At 67.7% G+C, this 23029-nt stretch carries 24 protein-coding genes; 13 read left to right on the top strand and 11 right to left on the bottom strand.

The features are described 5' to 3' along the window. Nucleotides 1-12 precede the first annotated feature (12 nt). From G1H10_RS30270 to G1H10_RS30255, 4 genes are all read right to left on the bottom strand, one after another. Entirely contained in the window at nt 13-747 is a 735-nt protein-coding gene (locus G1H10_RS30270) for a YidC/Oxa1 family membrane protein insertase (RefSeq protein ID WP_163745008.1), read from the bottom strand. Between the two features lie 118 nt (nt 748-865). Then, nucleotides 866-1156, bottom strand: a complete 291-nt coding sequence (locus G1H10_RS30265) for a DUF6412 domain-containing protein (protein WP_163745007.1) — start codon at nt 1154-1156, stop codon at nt 866-868. 45 nt (nt 1157-1201) lie between these two features. Beyond that, entirely contained in the window at nt 1202-1804 is a 603-nt protein-coding gene (locus tag G1H10_RS30260) for a pyridoxine/pyridoxamine 5'-phosphate oxidase (protein ID WP_163745006.1), read from the bottom strand. A gap of 33 nt (nt 1805-1837) precedes the next feature. Further along, complete coding sequence (locus G1H10_RS30255) at nt 1838-2458, bottom strand: helix-turn-helix domain-containing protein (RefSeq protein WP_163745004.1); 621 nt, start codon at nt 2456-2458, stop codon at nt 1838-1840. Between the two features lie 185 nt (nt 2459-2643). Here G1H10_RS30255 and G1H10_RS30250 point away from each other — a divergent pair, with 185 nt between their 5' ends. From G1H10_RS30250 to G1H10_RS30205, 10 genes are all read left to right on the top strand, one after another. Continuing rightward, a complete protein-coding gene (locus G1H10_RS30250) occupies nt 2644-3633 on the top strand; it encodes an MBL fold metallo-hydrolase (protein WP_216853811.1) in 990 nt (329 codons plus the stop codon). Next, nucleotides 3630-5105, top strand: a complete 1476-nt coding sequence (locus G1H10_RS30245) for an amidohydrolase family protein (protein ID WP_163745002.1) — start codon at nt 3630-3632, stop codon at nt 5103-5105. Before G1H10_RS30250 ends, G1H10_RS30245 begins: the two co-directional genes overlap by 4 nt. Further along, on the top strand, nt 5095-5883 hold the full coding sequence (locus G1H10_RS30240; protein WP_163745000.1) for an ABC transporter ATP-binding protein: 789 nt from the start codon (nt 5095-5097) through the stop codon (nt 5881-5883). Before G1H10_RS30245 ends, G1H10_RS30240 begins: the two co-directional genes overlap by 11 nt. After that, on the top strand, nt 5880-6770 hold the full coding sequence (locus tag G1H10_RS30235) for an ABC transporter permease (protein ID WP_216853810.1): 891 nt from the start codon (nt 5880-5882) through the stop codon (nt 6768-6770). The genes G1H10_RS30240 and G1H10_RS30235 overlap by 4 nt, the downstream gene beginning before the upstream one ends. A gap of 125 nt (nt 6771-6895) precedes the next feature. After that, nucleotides 6896-8086 carry a substrate-binding domain-containing protein gene (locus G1H10_RS30230; RefSeq protein ID WP_163744997.1) on the top strand — a complete coding sequence of 397 codons (1191 nt, stop codon included), beginning with the start codon at nt 6896-6898 and terminating at the stop codon, nt 8084-8086. 3 nt (nt 8087-8089) lie between these two features. Further along, on the top strand, nt 8090-9421 hold the full coding sequence (locus G1H10_RS30225; RefSeq protein WP_163744995.1) for an FAD-binding oxidoreductase: 1332 nt from the start codon (nt 8090-8092) through the stop codon (nt 9419-9421). Between the two features lie 72 nt (nt 9422-9493). Further along, nucleotides 9494-10276, top strand: coding sequence for a creatininase family protein (locus tag G1H10_RS30220; RefSeq protein WP_163744993.1), 783 nt, complete (start codon nt 9494-9496; stop codon nt 10274-10276). A gap of 218 nt (nt 10277-10494) precedes the next feature. Then, the gene (locus G1H10_RS30215; protein ID WP_163744991.1) at nt 10495-11655 is read left to right on the top strand and encodes an N-acetyltransferase DgcN family protein; all 1161 of its coding nucleotides are present in this window, start codon (nt 10495-10497) and stop codon (nt 11653-11655) included. Next, nucleotides 11652-12761: an alanine/ornithine racemase family PLP-dependent enzyme gene (locus tag G1H10_RS30210; protein WP_163744989.1), complete on the top strand. Its 1110-nt coding sequence runs from the start codon at nt 11652-11654 to the stop codon at nt 12759-12761. Before G1H10_RS30215 ends, G1H10_RS30210 begins: the two co-directional genes overlap by 4 nt. A gap of 255 nt (nt 12762-13016) precedes the next feature. Next, entirely contained in the window at nt 13017-14300 is a 1284-nt protein-coding gene (locus tag G1H10_RS30205) for an ATP-binding protein (RefSeq protein ID WP_163744987.1), read from the top strand. 102 nt (nt 14301-14402) lie between these two features. Here the strand turns inward: G1H10_RS30205 and G1H10_RS30200 are convergent, their stop codons facing one another. Then, the gene (locus G1H10_RS30200) at nt 14403-15350 is read right to left on the bottom strand and encodes an NAD(P)-dependent alcohol dehydrogenase (protein WP_163744986.1); all 948 of its coding nucleotides are present in this window, start codon (nt 15348-15350) and stop codon (nt 14403-14405) included. 86 nt (nt 15351-15436) lie between these two features. Between G1H10_RS30200 and G1H10_RS30195 the strand changes: the two genes are divergently transcribed. Beyond that, complete coding sequence (locus tag G1H10_RS30195) at nt 15437-16102, top strand: TetR/AcrR family transcriptional regulator (RefSeq protein ID WP_163744985.1); 666 nt, start codon at nt 15437-15439, stop codon at nt 16100-16102. Between the two features lie 23 nt (nt 16103-16125). Here G1H10_RS30195 and G1H10_RS30190 read toward each other — a convergent pair whose 3' ends face one another. The 3 genes from G1H10_RS30190 to G1H10_RS30180 are packed head-to-tail and all read right to left on the bottom strand — an operon-like array spanning nt 16126 to nt 18856. After that, on the bottom strand, nt 16126-17259 hold the full coding sequence (locus tag G1H10_RS30190) for an acetamidase/formamidase family protein (protein WP_163744983.1): 1134 nt from the start codon (nt 17257-17259) through the stop codon (nt 16126-16128). Nucleotides 17260-17274: 15 nt separating this feature from the next. Then, complete coding sequence (locus G1H10_RS30185; protein ID WP_216853809.1) at nt 17275-17784, bottom strand: cupin domain-containing protein; 510 nt, start codon at nt 17782-17784, stop codon at nt 17275-17277. Nucleotides 17785-17806: 22 nt separating this feature from the next. Further along, nucleotides 17807-18856, bottom strand: a complete 1050-nt coding sequence (locus G1H10_RS30180; RefSeq protein WP_163744981.1) for an NAD(P)-dependent alcohol dehydrogenase — start codon at nt 18854-18856, stop codon at nt 17807-17809. A 162-nt stretch (nt 18857-19018) separates the two neighbouring features. On the opposite strand from G1H10_RS30180, the gene G1H10_RS30175 reads away from it, so the two are divergent. After that, nucleotides 19019-19606 (top strand): TetR family transcriptional regulator, encoded by a 588-nt coding sequence (locus G1H10_RS30175; protein ID WP_163744979.1) that lies wholly within the window; start codon nt 19019-19021, stop codon nt 19604-19606. On the opposite strand, the gene G1H10_RS30170 is transcribed toward G1H10_RS30175, so the two are convergent. Both G1H10_RS30170 and G1H10_RS34245 read right to left on the bottom strand, forming a co-directional pair. Then, nucleotides 19593-21629, bottom strand: coding sequence for a family 10 glycosylhydrolase (locus tag G1H10_RS30170; RefSeq protein WP_163744978.1), 2037 nt, complete (start codon nt 21627-21629; stop codon nt 19593-19595). The two genes, G1H10_RS30175 and G1H10_RS30170, sit on opposite strands and share 14 nt — an antisense overlap. Nucleotides 21630-21647: 18 nt before the next feature. Further along, entirely contained in the window at nt 21648-21776 is a 129-nt protein-coding gene (locus tag G1H10_RS34245) for a hypothetical protein (RefSeq protein WP_281354484.1), read from the bottom strand. A gap of 67 nt (nt 21777-21843) precedes the next feature. On the opposite strand from G1H10_RS34245, the gene G1H10_RS30165 reads away from it, so the two are divergent. Then, entirely contained in the window at nt 21844-22674 is an 831-nt protein-coding gene (locus G1H10_RS30165) for a helix-turn-helix transcriptional regulator (RefSeq protein WP_163744976.1), read from the top strand. Here G1H10_RS30165 and G1H10_RS30160 read toward each other — a convergent pair. Then, nucleotides 22557-22958, bottom strand: a complete 402-nt coding sequence (locus G1H10_RS30160; protein WP_163744975.1) for a VOC family protein — start codon at nt 22956-22958, stop codon at nt 22557-22559. The two genes, G1H10_RS30165 and G1H10_RS30160, sit on opposite strands and share 118 nt — an antisense overlap. Nucleotides 22959-23029: the final 71 nt, after the last annotated feature.

The following is a 23029-nucleotide window of genomic DNA, read 5'->3' as shown; positions in this document are numbered from 1 at the left end:
TGCTCGCCGGCGTCAGCCGGCCGAACTCCGGCCGGCCGTGCCGCGCCGCAGGACGATCCGCTCCCCGAGCGTCCAGGAGGAGCTGGTCAACAGGTACACCCCCGCCGCCAGCGGAACGAACGCCGCGATGAGTACCGTGCCGAACGGCAGCAGCCGCAGCAAGGTCGCGATCCGTGCCTGCGTGGGTTCATCGGCTGTGCCCGGGGCCGCCATCGCGATGGACTGCCGACGCGTGAACCAGGCGACGCCCGCCAGCAAGATCAGGAGCGCGGCGAAGACCGCCAGGTCGGCGAGACCGGTGATGTCCGCGAGGCGTGCGCCGAGCGGCACGCCGGCCAGCGTGTGTGCCAGCAGCGCGTTGGCCTCGCCGGACACGTCCGAGGTGAGGAACAGGCCGTACAGCACCGTGAACACCGGCGCCTGGACCAGCAACGGGAGGCAGCCGGCCACCGGCGATGCGCCCTGCCGGGCGTAGAAGGCGGCCATCTCCTGCCGCAGCTGCTCGGGATCGTGCCGGTACTTGCGGGTGAGCTTGCGCAGTTCCGGTGCCAGCTCGGCGCGCCGGCGCTCGGCACGGACCTGTGCCCGCGCCAGCGGAACCAGCAGCAGCCGGATGGTCGTGGTCAATACGACAATGGCGACGGCGGCGCTGGAGGTGCCGACGGCGGGTGTGAGGAACGTGGTCAGTGCGGTGACGACGGTGTAGAGGACGCCGATGGCGGCGGCAAGCGGTGGGAAGGAGTACATGAGCAGCCCCTCGTCGATGGGAGGAATGAGCGGTCGACGAGACGGGCCGCGGCGAAAACGCCCACGGCACGGCCGGGTTGGTGCGCGCCCGCGAGGAGGTGGCGGGCAGAGGTTTCGCTTACGCGGCCCGTGGCCGCGGCGATGGCGCTCGAGGCTGCGGACGCCCCGGAGCGATCGGATCGAGCAACGGCAGGAAGGCGGTGCGATCAGCACGTTGCCGAACGGCCGACGCGATGAGCTGTCCGCACACCGGCGCGAGTGCAGGGCGCCCCACCGCGAGCAGCATGACCAGCGATGCCGCGGCGGCGACGGCGACCGTGGTCAAACCGACCGGTCCTCCGGTCAGTTCCATGGCCGCGCTGATGCTGCCGACCAGGATGTCGGCGAGCAGCACCAGCAGCATCGGCATGTGCTCAGCCTACCCGCCGGCCTGGGAGGCTGCGGACGGACCGGGCTACGGAAGAACGTGGCGGCGACGCCAGCTGCCGTCGGTCAGGTCGAAGCAGGTGCGTGTGGGCGGCTCGTCGGGGCCGTGGCTGACCCAGAAGATCATCCGATGCGGTGCCAGGCTGACGGTGGTCCACGACGGCGGCATCTGGAGCGGTCCCCGCCGGGCGTGGGCATAGAACGCGCGCTGCACCTCGTCCGGATCTACGGTGGTGATCGGGTTGTCGTCGTTGAGCTCTTCATAGACCCAGGCCAGCAGCTGGAGCTGCGGCGGGCGGGTGGGATACGCCTGCCGGGACACGTCGTCCGGCAGCTCGCGGGCCGTGCCGTCCAGCACCACCTGGCGGGCCAGGCCGGGCCAGTAGAACACGCCTGAGCACCTCGGATTCTCGGCCAGGTTGAGCGTCTTCGTCGTCGGGCTAGAGCTGTGGAAATGGACGGACTCGTCGTCGATCACGGTGGTCAGCACCGTGCGAGCGTGCGGGATGCCGTCGGCTCCAGCGGTCGCGAAGGTCATGGTCCGCGGGCTGGGTTCGCCGGCGTTCTCCGCCTGCTCGGCCCAGTTCGCGAGGGTGTGCAGCGGGTTGTCCGAGAAGCTCAGGTCGGTCATGCGGTGCCGGCGGCGACGCTCCAGACATGAAGGTCATGGTGTGGCGGTGCCGCCTGCCTCCTCTCGATCTTCGTGGGCTGTGCCGGGCCCGCTGTGCACGACGATGACCGACGCGGGCTCTGGCCCCGCGCTGCGGAAGCGGTGCAGCGTATTGCCCGGATAGCCGATGGTGTCGCGCGGTTTGAGTATCGCGAAGGTGCTCTCGTCAGCGCCGTGCTCGCGGATCTCCACCTCCAGCGTCCCCGCCGTGACGTAGAGGAACTCGTGCCGCGAATGGACGAAGTACTCCTCCCAGTCCGTCCAGACGTCGACGAATTCGGTGAGGTCGACGTGCTCGTCGTGCAACAGCAGGCGAGCTCCGCCGCGGGTCAGGTCGACGGTCGCCGCCTGGTCTCCGCGCTGCGGCTGCAGATCGCGGGATGTGTTCGGCGACGCGGTGGCGAGCAGCTCCTGCTGGGTGGTGCCCAGCGCCTCGGCGATCAGGAACAGCGAACGCATCGACGGGCGTGCCCGTCCACGCTCGATCTGGCTGAGAAACGGGTGCGACAACTCGGTGGCCCGCGCGAGCTTGACCAGGGTCAGGCCGCGCTCGTGGCGCAGGGCACGGATCGCCGCTCCCAGCTGCTTGTCGATCTCGCGTTGCGGTTCGGTCATCGGTCCTCTCTGGGCCGGGAGGAGTCTTCACACGGTGGAGCCGTCGCGGTTACGCGCCGGAAACGCGGGCTTGCGTACATTGCAGATGTTACTCACATCAACATATCGGTGGTTCCACGGTTGGTGGGAGTAGGAACAGGAGATCCAGGCACACGACCGCTCCGGTGCATACGAGGGAGGCACGGATGGTGATGCAGACCCGCGGTGCGGCCACCGTGCCCTGGGCTCCCAACCAGTACGTGGCCGCCGGCGACTGGTTCGAGGTGCGCGATCTCGGCGACGACATCTACCTGATCGCCGAGCCCGGTCACGTGAACTGCTTCCTGATCATCGGCGACGACGCGGCGCTGCTCTTCGACACCGGGATGGGGATCGCGCCGATCTCCGACGTGGTGAGACGGCTGACCGACCGGCCGCTGCTGGTGATCAACTCGCATGACCACATCGATCACCGCGGCGGCAACAGCGACCTGTTCCAGCGGCAGGAGGAGCTGGGACTGATCGACATCGCGTGCCACCCGCTTGGCCTCCGGCGCGGCCACCTGGCGGCGCCGCAGAGTTTCCTCTCCGCGTATGACGCGGCCATGCGCACCGTCTACACCGATTACCTCGCCTATCTGGCGCTCGACTCGCAGCGCTTCTTCGCCTGCGGGCGGCTGCCGCGGATGCGTCCGATGCCCGATCTGACCGCGTGGGGCATCCCGGCGCTGGCACCGTCTCGGGCATTGGCCGACGGCGAGCCGGTCGATCTCGGCGGCCGGGTACTGACGGTCCTGCACACACCGGGCCACGCCCCCGACGGTCTGTGCCTCTTCGAACCCGCCACCGGGTCTCTGCTGTCCGGCGATACGGTGCTGGCCGCGGCGCACTGGCTGCATGGGGACGGCGCGGACCTCGGCGCTTTCGCGGCGAGCACGCGACGCCTGGCCACGCTGCCTGTGCGCCGGGTGCTGACGGCGCACAACCTGCTGGCCGAGCTTCCCGGTGACCAGATCCGTGCGGTGGCCGCCGCGGCGCGGGTCGTGCTCGACGGCGAGTCGATGCCGACACCGGGCGCCGATCTGCTCGGCGGGCCGGCGCTGCGCCACGACGTCGACGGGGTCGTGATCCTGACCCCCGTGGAAGCTCAGGCGGGTGGCCGCCGCGGTGCACACGAGCGGCGGAGGCGTACATGACCTCGGCTGACATCAGGACCACGCACACCTCGACTCCGAACCGACCCCGCACGGCGACGATCCTCGGTCGCTCCGACGACGCCCCAGGCACGGCCGGCATCGTCCTCCGGGCGCTGCGCGGTGTGCGTGCTCCGGACGGGTCCGTCGTTGACGTGTACCTCGATCGGGACCGGATCTCCGCGGTGACGGCCGCGTCCGCGCCACCTCCGGCGGACGGCGCAGCAGCGGGCGGCACACATGTGCACGAGGGGCCGCGACCCCTGGGTGCCGAGATCGATGCGCACGGCTGGCGCATCCTGCCGGCCGCCGCCGAGCCGCACGCCCATCTGGACAAGGCGCTCAGCGCGCCTCGGGTCGACCTGCGGCAGAACGACCTGGAGAGTGCGATCTCCCAGTGGCGCGAGCTGTACGCCTCGATCGATCGCGCGGACATCTACCAGCGAGCGTCGGACGCCGTCCGGCGGTACGTGACGCACGGAATCACCACCATCCGCACGCACGTCGACGTCCCGGCCGCCGGCGACGCGATGCGCGGGGTGGACGCGTTGACCCGGCTACGAGATGAGCTGCGCGGCCGGGTCACGCTCCAGGTGGTGGCCCTGGTGGCGTCGGACACGCCGACGCCCGTCGTCGAGGAGGCGATCGAGCGCGGCGTCGACCTGCTCGGCGGGTGCCCGCACCTCGCGCCGGATCCGCGGGTCGAGACCGCACGGTTGGCAGATCTGGCCGAGCGGCACGGGCTCGACGTCGACCTGCACACCGACGAGCAGGTGAGCCTCGGCGAGGGCGCACATGACGTCGACATCGCCGAGCTGGCTGAGCAGGTGCTGGCTCGCGGGTTCGCGCACCGGGTGGTCGCCAGCCACTGCGTCCGGCTGGGTTCCCTGCCGCCCGAACGGCTCGCGGCGGTGCTCGAGCTCGTCCGCCGGGCCGGCCTGGGCATCGTCACCCTGCCCATCACCAACCTGTACCTGCAGGGTCGCGACGCTCCGCAGCCGGCACCACGTGGACTGCCGGCGTTGCGCGCGATCCTGGACCTGGGCATTCCGCTGGCCGCCGGCGGTGACAACCTGCGCGATCCGTTCAACCCGGTAGGGCGCGCCGACCCGTTCGAGACGACGTCACTGCTGGTCACCGCCGGTCATCTCACACCGGCCGAGGCGCTTGCCGCGGTGACGACAGGAGCCCGGACCGTGCTGGGGCTGCCACCCGTCGGCATCGACGCCGGGTGCGCAGCCGACCTGATCCTGGTACCGGACACCGACCTCGGGGACGTCCTGGCCGGCCAAGTGGACGCACGTGTCGTCGTCCACGCCGGTCGGATCGTCGCCGATAGCCGGATGGCCCGGTCCATCGACCTGACCGGGACGGCGCCGAACACCGCCGAACCGACCGTCATCGACAGCACCGGTCCCACCGTCGGGACAGTTCCCATGTACTCCGAGTCCGGAGGTGAACGCCATGTCCGTTGACGCTGCGACGCTGCACGCACCCACGGCCGACATCCTGGCTGCCCGCCCCAGCACCCTGCTGATGCGCGGCGTCTGCAAGACCTTCTCGACGGGCACGGTCGCCTTGACCGACGTGAGCCTGGAGGTGGCGGCGGGCGATCTGGTGTCCGTCGTCGGGCCGTCCGGCTGCGGCAAGTCCACGTTGCTCCGGCTCGCGTCCGGACTGGACGCCGTCAGTGGCGGCACGATCCAGGTCAACGCGGCCGCCACCAGCTTCGTCTTCCAGGAGCCGACGCTGCTGGAGTGGCGCTCGGCGCAGAAGAACGTGGAGCTGATCGACGAATTGCGTGGCGTACCGAGGGCAGAGCGGAGACGACGGGCCACCGAGGCGCTCGAGCTGGTGGGCTTGACCGGCTTCGAGCGGCAGTTCCCGCGCCAGCTCTCCGGCGGGATGCGGATGCGGGTGTCGCTGGCCCGATCCCTGGTGGCGGAGCCCGACCTCGCGCTGTTCGACGAGCCGTTCGGCGCGCTGGATGAGATCACCCGGCTGCGGATGCAGACCGAACTGCAGCGCATCTTCCGGTTGAAACAGTTCGCCGGGCTGTTCATCACGCACTCGGTCTCCGAGGCGGTCTACCTGAGCAACCGGGTGCTGGTGATGTCCGGCCGGCCCGGCCGGATCGTGGCGGACATCGCGATCCCGTGGCAGTATCCGCGGCCGCCCGAGCTGCGCTATCAGGCGGAGTTCGCTGCACTCACCGGCCAGGTGTCGGCGGCGCTGGAAGGCGGACACGAATGACCGCCGCAATGACCTCCGCCGGCTCTCGCCCACCCGCCACCGGAGAGTCGGCGGAGACCCAGTCGCCAGAGCAGGCCGCGCATGGCGCCGCACGCCGCACCGTGGGGCGCGTCGCCGCGGCGGTGGGCCCGATGCTCAGCGCGCTCGCCGTGGCCGTCGGTGTCTGGTATGCGGTGACGTACCTGGTGCTCGCGGAGAACCGGCGGTTCATGCTGCCGCCGGTGCATCAGGTGCTCGAGGTCTCGGTACTGCAGTCGTCGCACATGACACCGATGCTGCAGGCCCTGTGGCTCACCGTACAGGTCGCCGTGCTCGGCTTGGTGATCGCCGTGGCGCTCGGAGTGACGCAGGCGATCGTCATGGTGCAGTCCCGGTGGATGGAGCGGATCCTCTACCCGTACGCGGTGATCCTGCAGACCATGCCGATCCTGGCGCTGGTTCCGTTGCTCGGCATCTGGCTCGGTTACGGGTTCGGCAGCCGCGTCGTCGTATGCGTGCTCATCGCCCTCTTCCCGATGATCTCCAACACCCTGTTCGGGCTGCAATCGCCGAGCGCGGCCGCACACGACCTGTTCACGCTGAAGAAGGCGAGCAGGTGGCAGCGGCTCACCAAGCTGCAGCTTCCGGCCGCCGTTCCGTCGATCTTCAGCGGGTTGCGGATCTCTGCCGGGCTCTCCGTGATCGGCGCCATCGTCGGCGACTACTTCTTCCGTCAGGGGCCGGTCGGCATCGGCGGCCTGCTGGACGTCTACACGCAACGGTTGCAGACCGAGGACCTGTTCACCGCGATCGGGCTGGCGTCGCTCTTCGGCGTCGTCGTCTTCTCGCTGTTCGCCACGCTCGACCGGGCCGTCGTCGGCCATTGGTACGGGATGGTCCGCCGGTAGCGACCGCACGGTCGCCGGGCCACTCCAGCACTGACCTCAGAACAGCGCACATCCGTCCACACGAGCTCGGCGGTTCCGCCGTCGTGCCTGGTTAGCGCGTCACGCACCACTTTAAGGAGACCTAGATGAGACCCAGAGGTGCCTTCGCCGTCGCGGGTTCGCTCGCGATCGCCCTGTTCGTCGCCGCCTGCGGTGGCGACGACGGCGACGAAACCGCGTCGGCGTCGGAAGGCGAGACCACGCCGGCCGGCGACGAGCTCACCCCGGCCGAGGCCGGATCCGAACACGATCTCGCGGGCGTCTGCCCGGACCCCATCGTGATGCAACAGGACTGGCAGCCCGAGGCCGAGCATGGTGCGATGTACCACCTGGTCGGTCCCGGCTACCAGATCGATGCCGACGCCAAGACCGTCACCGGCCCGCTGGTTGTGGGCGACGTGGACACCGGGGTGTCGGTGGAGGTCCGGCCCGGTGGTTCGACGGTGGGATTCCAGCCGGTGGCGGCGCTGATGTACTTGGACGAGGACATCCTGATCGGTGCGGTCAACACCGACTACGCGATCTCCTCGTCGGGCGAGCAGCCGGTGACCGCCGTCGTCGCTCCGCTCAACATCAGCCCACAGATCCTGATGTGGGACCCGGAGACCTATCCCGACGCCGAATCCCTGGTGGACGTCGCGGCTGAGGGCGCGACGGTGGTGACCGCCGGCGACACCATCCAGAAGTTGCTGCTGTCGCAGGGGATCATCGACGAGTCGCAGATGGACACCGGCTATGAAGGAACGCCGGCCAGGTTCGTCGGCGACCCGAGCATTTTGCAGCAGGGCTTCATCAGCGCGGAGCCGTACATCTACGAACACGAGGTCAGCAACTGGGGCAGACCGATCGCCGCGCAGCTGCTGTACGAGGTCGGCTTCACGATCTATCCCGAGCCCTACGCGGTGCGCACGGCAGACATCGAAGAGGAACGGGACTGCCTGGAGAAGCTCGTGCCGATCCTGCAGCAGTCGCAGATCGACTACATCGACGATCCGGCCGAGACCAACGAGCTGATCGTCGAGCTGGTCGGGGAGTACAACACCGGCTGGGAGTACACGCCCGGGGTCGCCGAGTTCGCGGTCGACGCGATGCTCGAACACGGCATCGTGGCGAACGACCCGGAGACCGGAGTCCTGGGCGCGTTCGATCTGGAACGTGTCCAGCAGATCATCGACACGTTCGCGCCGATCCTGGACACCGCCGATATCAAACCGGACCTCGTCCCGGAGGATCTCGTGACCAACGAGTTCCTGGACGAGTCGATCAGTCTGGACTGAGGTATGACGATCACGAGCATCAACGACCGTACGGCGGTGCAGGACCGCGTGGCGGAGTTCCGCGAGCGGCTCGCGGAAGAGCTGGGCACGGAGGTGATCTCCACCGACCCGAAGGTCATCCGCAAGCTCTCCTCGGACTGGTCGCGGTTGTCGCCCATCCTGATGGAGAAGTTGCCTCCCGGCCGGTTCATGGCAGACCTGGTGGTCCGGCCCGCGAGCGTCGATGACGTCCCGCGGATCCTGCGGCTGGCCTACGAGCACGACGTGCCGGTGACCCCGCGCGGCGCCGGCACCGGCAACTACGGCCAGGCCACCCCGTTCGCCGGCGGGTTACTGCTGGATCTGCGCCGGCTGGACCGCGTCGTCGAGATCGGGGGCGGGTTCGTGCGGGCCGAGGCAGGTGCCCGGTTGACCGCGGTCGACCGGCGAGTGCGGGAGGCCGGGCACGACATCTGGATGTTCCCGTCCACGAAGAACTCGTCCATCGGCGGGTTCATCGCGGGCGGGAGTGCGGGCACCGGGACCATCAAGCACGGCACCGTCGCCGACGGTTGGATCCGGGAGTTGCGGGTTGCGCCGTGCGACGGCAGCGGGACCGACTTCTGGGTCGGCGGGCCGGACACGGTGGCGTACACGCACGCCTACGGTGTCTCCGGGATCGTGACCGAGGTGGTGGTGCGGACCGATCCGGCGCGCGAGTGGCTGGCGTTCTACGCGTCGTTCCCGGCCTATGAGCAGGCCGTCGAGGTCCACCGGCGGCTGCCGGAGCTGCCCATCCTGCCGCGGCTGGCGTCGGCGGATGAGCCGCCCCTGGTACCGAGCCTGCCGGCGCCGATCGAGCTGGATCCCGGGCGGACGAGCCTGCGGATCATCCTCGAGCCGTCCATGGTGGAAACCGTCTCGCGGTGGGTCGCGGAGGCGGGCGGCGAGGTGGTGGGCGTGCTGGAGGGATACGAGCAGACCGACCGGCTCAGCGGCATGTCGTACAACCACCCCATCTACTTCCGCCAGCGGGCCGGGCACCCGTGCTTCCACCTGGAGGTCAACGGGCGCCCGTTGTGGGACGACCCGGACGCGGTCAAATCGGTGTATCCGAACTCGATGATCCACCTGGAGCTGGGGCCCAATCGTGGACCGTTCGGCATGCTCGCGGCCGACTACGAGAGCGAGGCGCAGGTGCTGGCCGGGTTCGCCCGGTTGAATGAGATCGGCATCGACATCCACTCGCCGCACCAGTGGAATGTGGACCGGCACGTCGAGCAGATCCTGGCGACCGTGCCGCGGACCGATCCCAAGGGCCTGCTCAACCCCGGCAAACTCCACCGCTCTCCATGATCATGAACACTATCCGTGCTATTTGAACGGTTTCTGTTCATGATCATGGGCGTGTGAGAGGAGGCGCGAGCTGTGTCGCGGTTCAATCTGATCGACTTGACGTTCCGAGAGGTGCAGGCGTTAACGCCGGACACCGTGGCGGTGCTCCCGCTGGGCGCGGTGGAACAGCACGGCCCGCACCTGCCGCTGTCCACCGACTACACGATCGCGACGTCGGTGGCCGAGGCGGCCGTCACTGGCGTCGCCGATGCGGGACGCGCCGACGTGGTGCTGATGCCGGGGCTGGCATACACCAAGTCGGACGAGCACCATTGGGCGCCGGGGACCATCTGGCTGTCGTGGGACACGTTGATGCGCACGCTGGTCGACATCGGCCGTTCGCTCGCGGCGACGCCGATCGAGCGCCTGCTGTTCGTCAACGGGCACGGCGGCAATTCCGCACTCGGGCAGGTCGCATGCCGGCAATTGCGGCGCGAGTTCGGCCTGAAGACGTTCCTCGCGCACTCCATGATGCCGCTGGACCACGGGGGTATGGATGTGGCCGATCCGAACGAGCTGGGGTTCGGCATCCACGGCGGGTTCAAGGAGACCTCGCTGATGCTGCACCTGCGGCCTGACCTGGTACGGATGGACCTCGCCGAACGGGCGGTGCCGGAGGCGTTGACCGAGTACTCGATGATCGGCTTCGGCAAGCCGGTGAGTTTCGGCTGGCTCTCGGACGACTTCGGCCCGGCCGGTCACATCGGCGACCCCACCGGAGCGAATGCCGAATCCGGCAAGTCGCTCTTCGAAGGGGCGGTCCAGGCGATGATGGCGGCGATCGACGAGGCATCCCGGTTCGAGGTGCGACCGTGAAAGACCTGACATCTCACAGTGACCGATTTGTACATGGCGGATTCGATCGGGCGGCGGCATCGCTCGGCTATGCCGACGGGGGTCTCTGCCGACCCCTGGTAATCTTCAAGAGTCGGCAACATTGCCGACACTCAGGGAAGACGCCTCGTTGACCGCTGGGCCACGCCTGGCTCCGCCACGATCCCGTCGCCTCCTCTGGGCCTACTCAGAGGAGATTCATGCCCCCGCTGTCGACCAATCCTGCCTCCGCCGGCGTGCGCCCCGAGCCCGGCAGTGTCACACCGTCGTTGCCGCTCGGCAGCTCGGCAGTCGTCTACTGTGAGGGCCAGTTCGGTGAACAGGACGGCAAGACGGCCAACGGCCTCGTCCGTCACTCCGAGAAGTACCAGGTCCTCAGCGTGATCGACAGCCGGCAGGCCGGCGTCGACGCGGGCATGTTCCTCGACGGCGCCGCCAACGGTATCCCCGTGCTGGCGACCTTGACCGAGGCTGTCGCCCATGCCGGGTACGTTCCCGATTACCTCATCTGCGGGGTGGCTCCGGCGGACGGTCTGTTGTCGGCGGCCCAGCGGGTGGTGCTGCTGGACGGCATAGCCAGGGGAATGCACATCATCAATGGGCTGCACGAGTTCCTGAACGACGACGCCGAGTTCGTCGCAGCGCGGATCCTCGCCGGCGTGACGATCACCGACATCCGTCGGCCCAAGGAGAAGAAGGACCTCCACCTGTTCTCCGGCCGGATCTTCGACGTGACCTGTCCGCGCATCGCGGTGCTGGGCACCGACGGCTCCATCGGCAAACGCACCACGGCCACGCTGCTCACTCGGGCACTCAACGCCCAAGGCATCAACGCCGTCATGGTCGGCACCGGCCAGACGACGCTGATCCAGGGCGGGAAGTACGGTGTGGCGCTCGACGCGCTCGTCCCGCAGTTCTGCTCGGGCGAGGTAGAGGCCCAGGTCGTCGCGGCCTTCGAGGGCGAGGATCCGGACGTGATCGTGGTCGAGGGCCAGGGGGCTCTCAGCCATCCCGCCTATTTGACCTCGGCGCACATCCTGCGGGGGAGCCGGCCCGCCGGCGTCGTCGTGCAGCATGCACCTAAGCGCAAGACGCTGGGCGACTTCCCGATGGTGCCCATGCCGACCGCCGCCAGTGAGGTAGCGCTGATCGAGGCGTTCGCCGACACCAAGGTCATCGGCATCACCATCAACCACGAGTTCATGTCCGACGACGAGATCGACGCCGCAATCGACGAGCACGAGCTGGAGATCGGTGTGCCCGCCACCGATCCGCTGACCCGCCCGCTCGGAGGGCTGGTCGACATGGTGCTGCTCGCCTTCCCCGAACTCGAGGCGTCGCTCGTCCCGAGCGGACGGTGACCGCACCACGCCTGGAGATCGACCTGGTCGCGATCACCCACAACACCAGCACCCTGGTTGACCGCCTGAGGCCGAAAGGTATCCGAGTGACGGGCGTGTCCAAGGCGACCCTCGGTTCTCCCGGCGTGGCGGCGGCCATGCTGCGCGGTGGCGTGACCAGTCTGGGGGACTCCCGGGTGGAGAATCTGGCGCGGCTGCGGTCTTCGGGCATCGCCGTCCCACTCACCCTGATCCGATCTCCGATGCTGAGCCAGGTCGATCTGGTCGTGCGCAGCGCCGACGTCAGCCTCAACACCGAGGCGGTCGTGCTCGACGCGCTCTCCGCCGCCGCTATCCGTCAGCACACCACCCATGCGGTGGTCGTGATGGTCGAGCTGGGGGACCTCCGCGAGGGCGTGGCCGCCGCCGACATCGTTGATCTTGCCCGTACCGTGGGGAGGCGGCCGGGCTTGAGGCTCGCCGGGCTCGGCACGAACCTGGCCTGCCAATGTGGCGTCGTACCCGACAAGCGCAAGATGGACGAACTGTCCCGTCTCGCCGAGCAGGTGGAAAGGACGCCCGGTCATAAGCTGTCCGTGGTGTCGGGCGGCAACTCCGCGAACCTGAACTGGGCTTTGACCACCGACGACGTCGGCCGCATCGACGAGCTGCGTCTCGGCGAGTCGATCTTGCTCGGCACCGAACCGCTGCACAGACGCCCGATCGACGGCCTTCGTACCGACGCGTTCACCCTTGTCGCCGAGGTGATCGAGACCAAGGCCAAACCGGCGCAACCGTGGGGTGAGATCGCCCAGGCCGCGTACGGCGTCCAGCCGCCCCGGAGGGACACCGGTACCGTCCGCCAGGCGATCCTCGCCGTTGGCCGCCAAGACGTGGACCCCGACGGCATCACCCCGCCGCCGGGCATCGTCGCGCTGGGTATGAGCAGTGACCACCTCGTCGTCGACGTGGGCGACCACGGCGTGTCGGTCGGCGACGAACTCACTTTCCGGCTCGACTACAGCGCCCTCGTTCGGGCCATGACATCGCCGTTCGTCACCAAGGCCGAGCGAAGCGCCCTACCCCGCGTCCGGGAGCCCGCGCACCCGCTCGACGCATCTGCCTGATCGCTGCTGTGCTACATCATCGCGATCAGGCCACATCATACCGGGCCGCCTGCGGTGAACGGGTGATCGGTTCGGTGCTCGCGGAGACGCCGCCGGTTACGGCTTCACGGTGTAGGTGCGGTGAGTGACCGTCGACGACGAGCGCGTTGTTGCCGAGTGTCGAGTGTGGAGCAGTAGCGTGGTGAGGCGTGACATGGAATCGTAGCTAGGCGAGAAATTGGATATTAGAGTGGCGAGAAATGGTAGCGTATATCCATGGCTTTCGGCTCTCAGCAGTACATTCGTCGCATCGTAGATGATGAACTCGATGAGCTAGCCGCCGGGCTGCCGGCGGTCTCCATCGAAGGCCCGAAGGCGGTCGGCAAGACCGTCACTGCGCTGCGACGCGCCGAAACTGTCTATCGACTCGACAGCGACGCGGAACGCTCAATCGCGGAGGCGGAGCCGGCGAGGCTAGTCCGGGGCGAGCGGCCGATCTTGATCGACGAATGGCAACGCCTTCCCGAGTCGTGGGACCGCGTTCGACGGGCAGTCGACGACGGCGCCGAGGCTGGAAGCTTCCTGCTGACCGGCTCTGCCTCTCCAACTGAACCACCCACGCACACGGGCGCAGGGCGAATCGTGACTGTGCGGATGCGGCCACTCTCTCTGGCGGAACGGCGCGACTCCTCCTCGACGGTCAGCCTGGCAGGTCTGCTTGCCGGAACCGAGCAGGCCATCGACGGTGCCGTGGATTCAGGGCTTGAGTATTACGTCGACGAGATCCTCCGATCGGGGTTCCCCGGGATCCGTGACTATTCAGGTCGTCTGCTTCGAACGCAACTCGATGGGTACCTGCAGCGAATCGTAGATCGCGACTTCCACGAAGTCGGACGGCAGGTGAGACGACCTGCCACGCTACGCCGTTGGATGACCGCATATGCTGCCGCCACGTCGACGACCGCGTCGTTCGAGAAGATCCGAGATGCAGCCGCCAACGACATGGGCGACGCTCCATCGAAAACCACGGCGCAACCATATAGAGACACGCTCGAAAGACTCTGGATCGTTGACCCGTTGTCGGCCTGGCTGCCGACGAAGAACCAACTCAAGCGGATCACTGCTCCGCCGAAGCACCATCTTGCGGATCCGGCGCTTGCCGCCCGCCTACTCAATGTGGATGCCTCGGCACTGCTGGACGGCCAACCTGGCAGCCCTATGTCGCCGTCCGACGGTCCACTGTTGGGGAAGCTCTTCGAATCGCTCGTCACGCTCAGCGTCCGCGTCTATGCCCAGTCCGCTGAGGCACAGGTCAGTCACCTGCGAACATGGAGCGGAGATCGGGAAATTGACATCATCGTCCAGCGCGGCACGGACATCGTGGCGATAGAGGTGAAGCTGGGCCAGACGGCAAACGACGACGACGTGCGCCACCTACAGTGGCTCCGGCAAGAGCTCGGTTCATCTGTACGCGACCTCGTGGTTGTCACCACCGGACAGGCGGCGTATCGACGCCCAGACGGCGTCGCGGTCATTCCGGCGGCTCTCCTTGGTCCTTGAAGGGCCGTCAGTGTGTGCAACCGCTCTGTCGGCATGCGGGCGACGTCGCCGTGGATCCGGCCCGTTCGAGGTGTCGGCACATCCTGATTTCGCTCGGTCAGGCTACAGACGGATCACGAGGTTGCCGACCTTGTGCCCGCTGTCGACGGTGCGATACGCCTCGACGACTCCGGCGAGGCCGTCGACCTGGTCATGTACGACCGAGATGTCGCCGTTGGCCAGGAGCTGAAGCAGGAGCCGGAAGTCTTCGACCCGTTCCGGTGTGGTCCCGGTGCGGACGTTCCCGCGGGCCCGGAGGGTCTCGCTCAGGCCTGCAACGGCCAGAAGCAGGACGCCACGTGGGTTCAGCAACCGCCGTCCGGATGCGATCGAGAGATTGCCGACCGTATCCAGTACCGCGTCGAACTTCTCGGTGATGTCGCCGAGGTCGACGTGGGTGTAGTCGATGACCTGATCGGCGCCCAGTTTGGTGACCAGATCCGCGTTGCTTCCGCTGGTCACGCCGGTGACTGTCGCGCCGAAATGCTTCGCCAGCTGCACGGCGTTCGTGCCGATGGCGCCGGATGCGCCGTTGACGAGCACGGACATGCCCGGCGTGACGGAGGCCTTGTCGCGCAGGAAGTACAGCGCCGTCGTGCCGCCGAACAGTAGCCCGGCAGCGTCGTCATGACTGACGTCGGGCGGCTTCGGCGCGATCTTCTTCACCGGTACGGAGACGTATTCGGCGTGTGCGCCGAGTCTGAGTCCGGTCATGCCACACACCTGGTCGCCGGGCGTGAAGCCGCGCACACGCGACCCGGCCTCCTCGACCTCGCCGGAGAAGGAACTGCCCAGTATCCGGCGACGAGGCCGGAAGACGCCGAAGGCGAGCCGGGCGAAGGGGGCGAATCCCTTGGGGAACCGGGCGCCGCGGATACGCGCATCGGCAGACGTGACCGCCACCGCTTTGACCCGCACCAGAACCTCGTCGGCGCGCGCCGTAGGCCGTGGAACGTCCGCGACCCGCACGACGTCGGGCGCGCCGTAGCGGTCGACGACTGCTGCTTGCATCGTGTTCTCCTTACAGGTGTAAGTCTATGTTGACACGATAACCTTACGGTTGTAAGTCAGCAAGCCCCGATCTGGAAGGTCTCCGCATGTCCCGGCGTCCGGCACTCAACCGCGACCGCATCATCGAGGCTGCCGTGAGGGTCGCGGACCGTGGCGGCGTCACCCAGGTGAGCATGCGCAACGTCGGCAAGGAGCTCGGTGTTGAAGCGATGTCGCTCTACCACCACATCGCGGACAAGGACGCGCTGTTGGACGCCTTGGCGAACTGGGTCTTCACCCAGATCGAGCTTCCCGAGCCGGAGCAATCGTGGCGGCAGGCGATGGTCGGCCGTGCCGTGTCCGCCCGTCGGGTCTTGGCCCGGCATCCCTGGGCGCTGGGGCTGATCGAGTCGCGTCGTTCACCCGGATCTGCGCTGCTCCGGCATCACGACGCCGTGCTCGGCTGCCTGCGCCAGAACGGTTTCCCGATCGTGCTGGCAACACATGCCTTCTCGGCGATCGACGCCTACGTATACGGCTTCGTGCTCACCGAGCTCAACCTGCCCTTCGACGCCGACGAAGGGGTCGACGGGTTCGTCGACCAGATCCGGCCGCAGCTGGACGCGTACCCTCATCTGGTCGAGATGATCACCGAGCAGGTCCACGGCCAGGATTATCACTACGCCGATGAGTTCGAGTTCGGGCTCGATCTCATCCTCGACAGCCTCGAGAACCGCCTGGCTGATCGCGAGGACCCCACAAACGGCCGGTGACCTCGGCTCGCGAGGCAAGAGCTTCAGGACGGCCGCGACTGTCGCGTGTGCCGGAAACGGTCCAGGTCCGTCGAGAGGTGCATGAGATCGGGCTTGCGGATCTTGCCATGGATGCCCTTGACGCCGTCCACTACCTGCGAGACGGCGAAGTCTCCGGCGGCGGACAGGTACGCGTAGGCGTGGGCTGGGTGCATGCCTACCGCCGTGAGGTACTCGACGGCCGAACGCACACAACTGCGCATCGCTTCGTCCAGATCCTTATGCAGGCCTATAGGAATGAACAGCTCGTCGGTTTCGGCCCACAGCCGCGGGCGCGCGGATACGGAGCCGGCGGCGCCGCGGATGACGTCGAATCGGACACGTGCCCGCAATGGCGCTTCGAACGCGGTCAGTGCGACCTCCCCGTCGCCCTGCGCATAGTGCGGATCGCCGACGTAAGCCAGCGCGCCGTCAGTCTGCACCGGAAGATACAGCGTGGCGCCGGTGCCGAGCAGCGAGACATCGAGGTTGCCGCCGTGCGGCCCGGGCGGTACGGAATGCGCGCGACGACGGTCGGCGACGGCCACGCCCATGATCCCGAGGAAAGGCCGCAGCGGAAACCGGACCCGCGCCGTCGAGCAGGGTGCCGCTGGCATCGAGCCCATGGGCATCGCGCCCTCGTGCTCCTCGTCGACCGTGCAGAGGACCGACACCGTCTCGGTCGATCCGCCGAGCGGGAACTCGTCCGGCAACGCACCGCGCCGGTGCCGGTTGGAGACGATGCCGTACCCGCAGCGCAGCGTCAGGTCCTCCACCGTCATCGCGAGGACATCGCCTGGCCGAGCGCCGCGGACCGCTATAGGGCCGGTCACCACGTGGGGGCCATGGATCGCCGGATCGTGTGGGACCTCGGCCGCCACCTGGACGGCGTCGTCGAGAACGCTGTCCTTCTCGATTCCGAGACCGGTGAAATAGGCGATCGGGTCTCGCTCTTGGTCCTCGAGGATCCCCTCGTGGCTGATGGTGTCGATGGTCAGCGACTCGCCGTCGTCGATCGTCACGACTGGGCGGTCAGTGGCGCACGGGAGCTCGCCCCAGAGCACCGTGCCCGGCTGTGCCGGCAGATAGCCGGACATCGCGTCGGCGAGAGTGTCGGAGAGCGGCTGCAGTGTTCTCATCTAACGATGGCACACCTACGACGGCACACCGGATGGGCGGACCAGCATGGCGATGTCCTCCGCAGTGAGCTCCACCGGGGTTCCGTCCGTGACGAGCTTGGCGAACCCGCCGTCGTTGGCCATCACCGTGATCGTGTAGAGGCGGTCGGTCTCGCTGGTGTTGATGATCCGGTGTTCTGACCCCGGTTGCAAGATGAGCACGTCTCCGGCCGTGAGTTCGACCGTGTCGTCGTCGCTGTGTGCCTGAGCCTGGCCGGCCAGCACGATGAAGATCTCCGCCGAGTCCTCATGTGAATTGATCGGTTGCGCGCCACCGGGCTCCCAGATCTCCAGGAACACGCTGGTGCTGCTGCCGTGATCCGGGCCGGCCAGCTCCGCCAATCGGACGGTGTCCTGTGGCGAAATGAGATAGGCGGGCAGCTCGCTGAGCCTACGGACGACGGGAGGCGCTCCGCTCATCGTGGTGCTTCCCTTCAGGGTGATGTTGATCTGATCAACAAGAACCGTACGCTGCGTCTGTTTCATGCGTGTCACGTGAGGAAAGTGGCTAGACGTTTGCCGCGCCGTCGGTCAGGTCGAGCACGAACCGATAGCGCACGTCGCCGCGACGAAGCCGATCCAGAGCCGTGTTGACCTCGGCAGCGGGCAGCACCTCGACGTCGGCGGTGACGGAGTGCCGTGCACAGAAGTCCAGCATCTCGCGCGTCGCGGGGGTGCCGCCGCTGCCTGCGGAGGCCAGTCTCTTGCGGCCGATGAGCAAGCTCAACGGGTCGAACTCCATTGAGCCCAGGGAACCGAGCGCCCACAGTGTGCCGTCCAGCCGCAGGGCACGCAGGTATGGGGAGAGGTCGTGTGGGGCCGACGCCGTGTCGAGGATGACGTCGAAGCGATGTGCTTGGGTGGCCAGCGCATCGGTGTCTTCCGTGACGATCACCTCGTCTGCGCCCAACGCGCGCGCATCGTCGGTCTTCGCCTTCGATGTGGTGAACAGCGCGACGTCGGCGCCGAGCGCCCGGGCGAACTTCAGTGCGAGATGACCGAGTCCACCGAGACCGACGATGCCGACCTTCATGCCGGGTCCGACGTCCGAGCTCTGGAGCGGTTCCCACACGGTGACCCCGGCGCACATCAGAGGTGCGGCCGCCGCCGGGTCGAGGCCGCCGGGCAGCGGGTAGACGAACCGCTGGGTGGCCACGTACTCGTATGAGTAGGCGCCGTGGGTGAGGCTGCCGTCGAATCGGTCCGCACCTGCATAGGTCAACGTGGGGAACCGTGCGCAGTAGTTCTCCTGGCCCGCCCCGCACATCGCGCATGCACCGCACGAGTCGACGATGTTGCCCACGGCGACCAGGTCTCCTTCGGTGAAGCTCGTCGCCGCCGCCCCGGTGGCGCGGACGCGGCCGACGAACTCGTGGCCGGGGACGAGCGGACCGGACTCGGACTTCTGCGTGTGCAGTGCGTGCAGGTCGGAATGGCACACGCCGCAGTACATGACCTCGATCGCGACGTCGTCCGGCCGTAGCTCACGACGCGGGAAGGACCAGGGACGCAGCTGTTCGCCGGGTTCGTGAGCGGCGTATCCGGTGGTGAGGCGCATGATGGCTCGCTTTCGCGGGTGGAGTGGGTGGATTCCTCGTGGCGGTCACGGGGCGGGTAGGCGCCGTCCCTTTTCGACAACAAACAAACTGGTTAGTTTCTATCGGAACCTACAATGGTGGTACGTGGCGAGGCAAACTAACGAGTTGGTTATCGTGGTTCTATGGGAAGGGCCGAAGCCACGCGACGTCGCCTGCTGGACGCCGCGACCGACGAATTCGCCGCTTACGGGATCGCGGGCGCACGGGTGGACCGGATCGCCGCGGCAGCCCACGCGAACAAGGCACAGCTGTACGCATACTTCGGCAGCAAGGAAGGGTTGTTCGACGCCGTCTTTCGCCAGCACCTTGTGGGGCTGATGGACGCTGTGCCGTTGACCGGTGGTGACCTGCCGCGGTATGCGGTACGCCTCTATGACTTCTACCTGACCTCGCCGACACTCGTCCGCCTGGCCATGTGGGCGCGCCTGGAGCGCCGCCCGCACGGAGAGCTGGTGCCCGACGATGAGTCACACCAGAGCAAGATCGATGAGATCGTGGAGGCTCAGCAGACCGGGGTGGTCGACCCGACGATGGATCCGCGGGACGTGCACGCGCTCGTCATCGCTATGTCGCATAGCTGGTCACCGGTGAGTCTCACCTACGCGACACACCTGCAGGACGACGGCGCCGGCCATGACCGGCGCCGCCGTCAACTGCGGGAGGCGGTCCGACGGGCGGTCGCCCCGCCGGATGCCGTCACACCCGGGTGATCCGCACGGCGTCGGCGACGACGTATCCGCTCGTCGACGTCCACCGGCTCACCCCGACGACGTTCCGCTCACCCGCCGGCAGCGTGAACGTGCCGAGGTCGACCCACTGCCCGCCACCGGAACGTTGATCCACGCGCACCACCTCGTTCCCGCCGGACGTGGCGATGATGTAGGGGGTCGCCGAGTTGTAGCCCGAGTTCGACGGGTACCAGACCTCCACCCGGTAGCTTCCGTTCGCCGGCACGTCCGCCAGGAACCAGGCGACGTCGCTGGCGGCTACCGGGTCGGCGTACCGGTAGCCGTCACCGTGCCGTTCGGACGACCACGACGATGTGCCCCAGCTGTCGCCGGCGGTGAAGCCGCTGTCGGCGTCGTCGATCGTCATGCTCCAGGATCCGCCGGACCCGGGCTGCACGACGGCACGTGCGCTCGGCTCGCTCTCGAGCTGCGTGCGGTCGAGTGCGGTCACGTAATACGTGTAGCCCTGGCTGTCGGCGGTGGAGTCGGTGAACGTGGCGCCGGAGCCGCTCGCGCGCACTGTGCCGATGAGGTGCGACGCGTCGTCGAAGTCGCACGGATCGGCGGTTGTGTCGCCGTTGAAGCGGTAGACGGCGTACGACGAGGCGTTGCCGCTGATCGTCAGCGATACGCCGCTTCCGGTCCGGTCGGCGTCGGTGATCGACGGTGCACTCGGCGCGGAGCCGCCCAGCTGGGGCATGTCTGGGATCAGGGCCGGTCGGCGGTAGTGGTCTGCCGTGAGGCGGCTGATCGAACCCAGCCGGTCCGTGTCCACGTCCTTGGCGCTGAAGTAGACATCGCCGCGGACTTCGGGATGGTTCCGGTTGAGGTGCAGATGATCGCTGAGTTCCGTGGCGTCGTTCCATGCGCCGCCGTCACCCACCTTGTACGCGGCTTGGCCGACGTAGAGCTGCACGTCGGTGCCGCTGACGACGTCGGACCACCAGGGCACGAGCACTGCGTAGTCGGCCGCGGAATGGCCGATCTCCCAGTAGATCTGCGGGTTGATGTAGTCGAGCCAGCCTTCGGTCACCCACCGGCGGGAGTCGGCGTAGATCGCGTCGTACGACTGCAGACCGTTGGTGTTCGAGCCGGCCGGGTCGGTGGAGCTGTTCCGCCAGATGCCGAATGGGCTGATGCCGAACTTGACGTGCGGCTTCGCCTGCTTGATCCGTGCATTCATCTCCTGCACGAGCAGGTCGACGTTGTTTCGCCGCCAGTCGCCGATGTTGCTGAACCCGCCGCCGTACTGGTTGTACGTGTCCTGGTCAGGGATCTGTTGGCCGCTTGCCGGATATGGGTAGAAGTAGTCGTCGAAGTGGACGCCGTCGACGTCGTAGTTCTGCACCGCATGCATCATCGCGTCCTGGACGAACTCCCGGACGGCGGGAATGCCCGGGTTGTAGTAAAGCTGGCCGTTGTAGGCGAAGGCCCAGTCCGGGTTCTGCCGGACGGGGTGACCTGCGGCCAGGTTGTTGACGTTGGTGTGCGTCGCCACCCGGTACGGGTTGAACCAGGCGTGGAACTCGATATTGCGCTTGTGTGCTTCGGCAACCATGAACTCCAGCGGGTCATACCCGGGATCGCGCCCCTGCGTCCCGGTCAGCCAGTGTGACCACGGTTCGTGCGGAGACGGCCAGAACGCGTCGGCCGTGGGCCTGATCTGCACGATCACCGCGTTGAAGTTGTTCTCTTCGGCGACATCCAGCCAGGAACGGAACTCTGCCTGCTGCTGGGAGACGCTGAGGCCGGTGCGGCTCGGCCAGTCGATGTTGTGCACTGAGGCGATCCACATGGCCCGGAACTGCCGCTTGGGTGTGGGCGGGTCGATGTCGCATTGCGCGGGGGCGACGGCGTCCGATGTGTCGGCGGAACGATTCTGGGCGGCGGCGTCGGACGCGCGTGCCCGGGCATCTGGGCCGGCGGCGGAGGGTGTGGCGGCGACCAGGGTGGCCGCCAGCAGTGTGGTGGTGAACACGGTCAGGATGGCGCGGAGCGAGCCCATGGGCTTGCCTCCTAATTCTCAGACTTCCTGAGATCGGCTGCTGACGTGAAAAGAAGTTTCGTAGATGACGGCGATCTTGACAACCCCTCCGGTGCGAATGGTCGGTGAAGCGCGGTTTTCGCGGTCGACGCCGGCGATCGCGGGCATGCGAGCTCAGTAACATTGGCGACGTCTCCGCCTGGATGCTGTCGGTGGAGCGTGCCAGGCTTGGAGTATGTACCGGGAGTGGCCGTCGGTCGTCGAGCACACGGTCGTGTGGACCGCGCGAGCCGAGGGCCGGCGCGAAGACCGCATGGTGCTGCCCGACGGGTGCATGGACCTGCTGTGGCTCGACGGCGAGCTGGTGATAGCCGGGCCGGACACGGCGGCCTACCACACCACCTGGACGCCGAGTGTCTACGTGGGGCTACGGTTCGCCGCCGGCGTCGGTCCCTGCGTCATCGGCGTGCCGGCGCGTGAGGTTCGGGATCAGCGCGTGCCGCTCGCGCAGATCTGGCCCTCGGCGGAGGTGCGACGGTTATCCGAGCGGCTCGGGCAGGCAGCGCACCCTCCGTCCCGGATTCTGGAGAAGGTTGTGCTCGACAGGCTCGCTGACGGCGCGCGGCCTGATCCGGTAGCGGAGTTCGCGGTCGAGATGCTCGGGCGCGGCATGAGCGTCGAGAGCGTCGCCGACGCCGTCGGATTCAGCGAGCGGCAGCTGCGCCGGCGGAGCCTCGACGCGTTCGGGTACGGCCCGAAGACGCTGGCGCGGATCATCCGCCTCAATCGGGCCTTGGATCTCGGCCGGCTCGGTAGACAGCCGGCCGAGGCGGCCCTCGTGGCCGGGTATTCCGACCAGGCCCACCTGGCCCGCGACGTGAAGGCCCTGACGGGCACGACCTTTACGTCTCTGGTGAGTGACGCGGCCAACGAGGTCCCCGGCGCAGGTCAGGCGTCGTCGGACGGCAGGGCGGCGAACAGATCGACATCGTTGCCGTCGGGATCCTTGACCGAAGCGTATCGTTGGCCCCAGAAGGCATCCCACGGTTCACGCTCGCCGGGATAACCGGCGTCGACCAGGTCTTTATACAGCGCATCGACGGCCGACGGCTCGGCGCAGTCGACCGCGAGCGCAATCTGGCTGATGCCGGGCTGCTTGTAGTCAGGGTCGAATGAGCGGATCGTCTCCACCGTGTCCCAGAGCAGGCGGATCCCTCCTCCGAGTTCAGCTTCGACGTGCGGTTGGGCGTCGGCCTCGGCCGGGATGTCCAGACCGAGCCGCCGGTAGAACGCGAGGGAGCGGGCCATGTCCGCGACGACCAGTTCGACTGCTGCGATTCGTGGCTTCATGACACCCACGCTAAGCGCGGCCGGCCCGGCTCGTCTTGAACGAATCGGACACCGAACCCGCCTCACGACGA

The organism is Phytoactinopolyspora halotolerans, from assembly GCF_010550675.1.
In the GTDB taxonomy this organism is placed as follows: Bacteria; Actinomycetota; Actinomycetes; order Jiangellales; family Jiangellaceae; genus Phytoactinopolyspora; species Phytoactinopolyspora halotolerans.
This window is presented reverse-complemented; position numbering and strand designations above follow the sequence as displayed.

Bases quoted from the DNA above. Each gene is read 5' to 3' on its own strand.
- G1H10_RS30180 (WP_163744981.1), bottom strand. From the start codon at position 18,856: ATGCGCCTCACCACCGGATACGCCGCTCACGAACCCGGCGAACAGCTG.
- G1H10_RS30195 (WP_163744985.1), top strand. From the start codon at position 15,437: ATGTCCCGGCGTCCGGCACTCAACCGCGACCGCATCATCGAGGCTGCC.
- G1H10_RS30245 (WP_163745002.1), top strand. From the start codon at position 3,630: ATGACCTCGGCTGACATCAGGACCACGCACACCTCGACTCCGAACCGA.
- G1H10_RS30215 (WP_163744991.1), top strand. From the start codon at position 10,495: ATGCCCCCGCTGTCGACCAATCCTGCCTCCGCCGGCGTGCGCCCCGAG.
- G1H10_RS30235 (WP_216853810.1), top strand. From the start codon at position 5,880: ATGACCGCCGCAATGACCTCCGCCGGCTCTCGCCCACCCGCCACCGGA.
- G1H10_RS30175 (WP_163744979.1), top strand. From the start codon at position 19,019: ATGGGAAGGGCCGAAGCCACGCGACGTCGCCTGCTGGACGCCGCGACC.
- G1H10_RS30200 (WP_163744986.1), bottom strand. From the start codon at position 15,350: ATGCAAGCAGCAGTCGTCGACCGCTACGGCGCGCCCGACGTCGTGCGG.
- G1H10_RS30240 (WP_163745000.1), top strand. From the start codon at position 5,095: ATGTCCGTTGACGCTGCGACGCTGCACGCACCCACGGCCGACATCCTG.
- G1H10_RS30160 (WP_163744975.1), bottom strand. From the start codon at position 22,958: ATGAAGCCACGAATCGCAGCAGTCGAACTGGTCGTCGCGGACATGGCC.
- G1H10_RS30165 (WP_163744976.1), top strand. From the start codon at position 21,844: ATGTACCGGGAGTGGCCGTCGGTCGTCGAGCACACGGTCGTGTGGACC.
- G1H10_RS30190 (WP_163744983.1), bottom strand. From the start codon at position 17,259: ATGAGAACACTGCAGCCGCTCTCCGACACTCTCGCCGACGCGATGTCC.
- G1H10_RS30250 (WP_216853811.1), top strand. From the start codon at position 2,644: ATGGTGATGCAGACCCGCGGTGCGGCCACCGTGCCCTGGGCTCCCAAC.
- G1H10_RS34245 (WP_281354484.1), bottom strand. From the start codon at position 21,776: ATGCCCGCGATCGCCGGCGTCGACCGCGAAAACCGCGCTTCACCGACC.
- G1H10_RS30185 (WP_216853809.1), bottom strand. From the start codon at position 17,784: ATGAAACAGACGCAGCGTACGGTTCTTGTTGATCAGATCAACATCACC.
- G1H10_RS30230 (WP_163744997.1), top strand. From the start codon at position 6,896: ATGAGACCCAGAGGTGCCTTCGCCGTCGCGGGTTCGCTCGCGATCGCC.
- G1H10_RS30265 (WP_163745007.1), bottom strand. From the start codon at position 1,156: ATGCCGATGCTGCTGGTGCTGCTCGCCGACATCCTGGTCGGCAGCATC.
- G1H10_RS30260 (WP_163745006.1), bottom strand. From the start codon at position 1,804: ATGACCGACCTGAGCTTCTCGGACAACCCGCTGCACACCCTCGCGAAC.
- G1H10_RS30205 (WP_163744987.1), top strand. From the start codon at position 13,017: ATGGCTTTCGGCTCTCAGCAGTACATTCGTCGCATCGTAGATGATGAA.
- G1H10_RS30170 (WP_163744978.1), bottom strand. From the start codon at position 21,629: ATGGGCTCGCTCCGCGCCATCCTGACCGTGTTCACCACCACACTGCTG.
- G1H10_RS30225 (WP_163744995.1), top strand. From the start codon at position 8,090: ATGACGATCACGAGCATCAACGACCGTACGGCGGTGCAGGACCGCGTG.
- G1H10_RS30270 (WP_163745008.1), bottom strand. From the start codon at position 747: ATGTACTCCTTCCCACCGCTTGCCGCCGCCATCGGCGTCCTCTACACC.
- G1H10_RS30255 (WP_163745004.1), bottom strand. From the start codon at position 2,458: ATGACCGAACCGCAACGCGAGATCGACAAGCAGCTGGGAGCGGCGATC.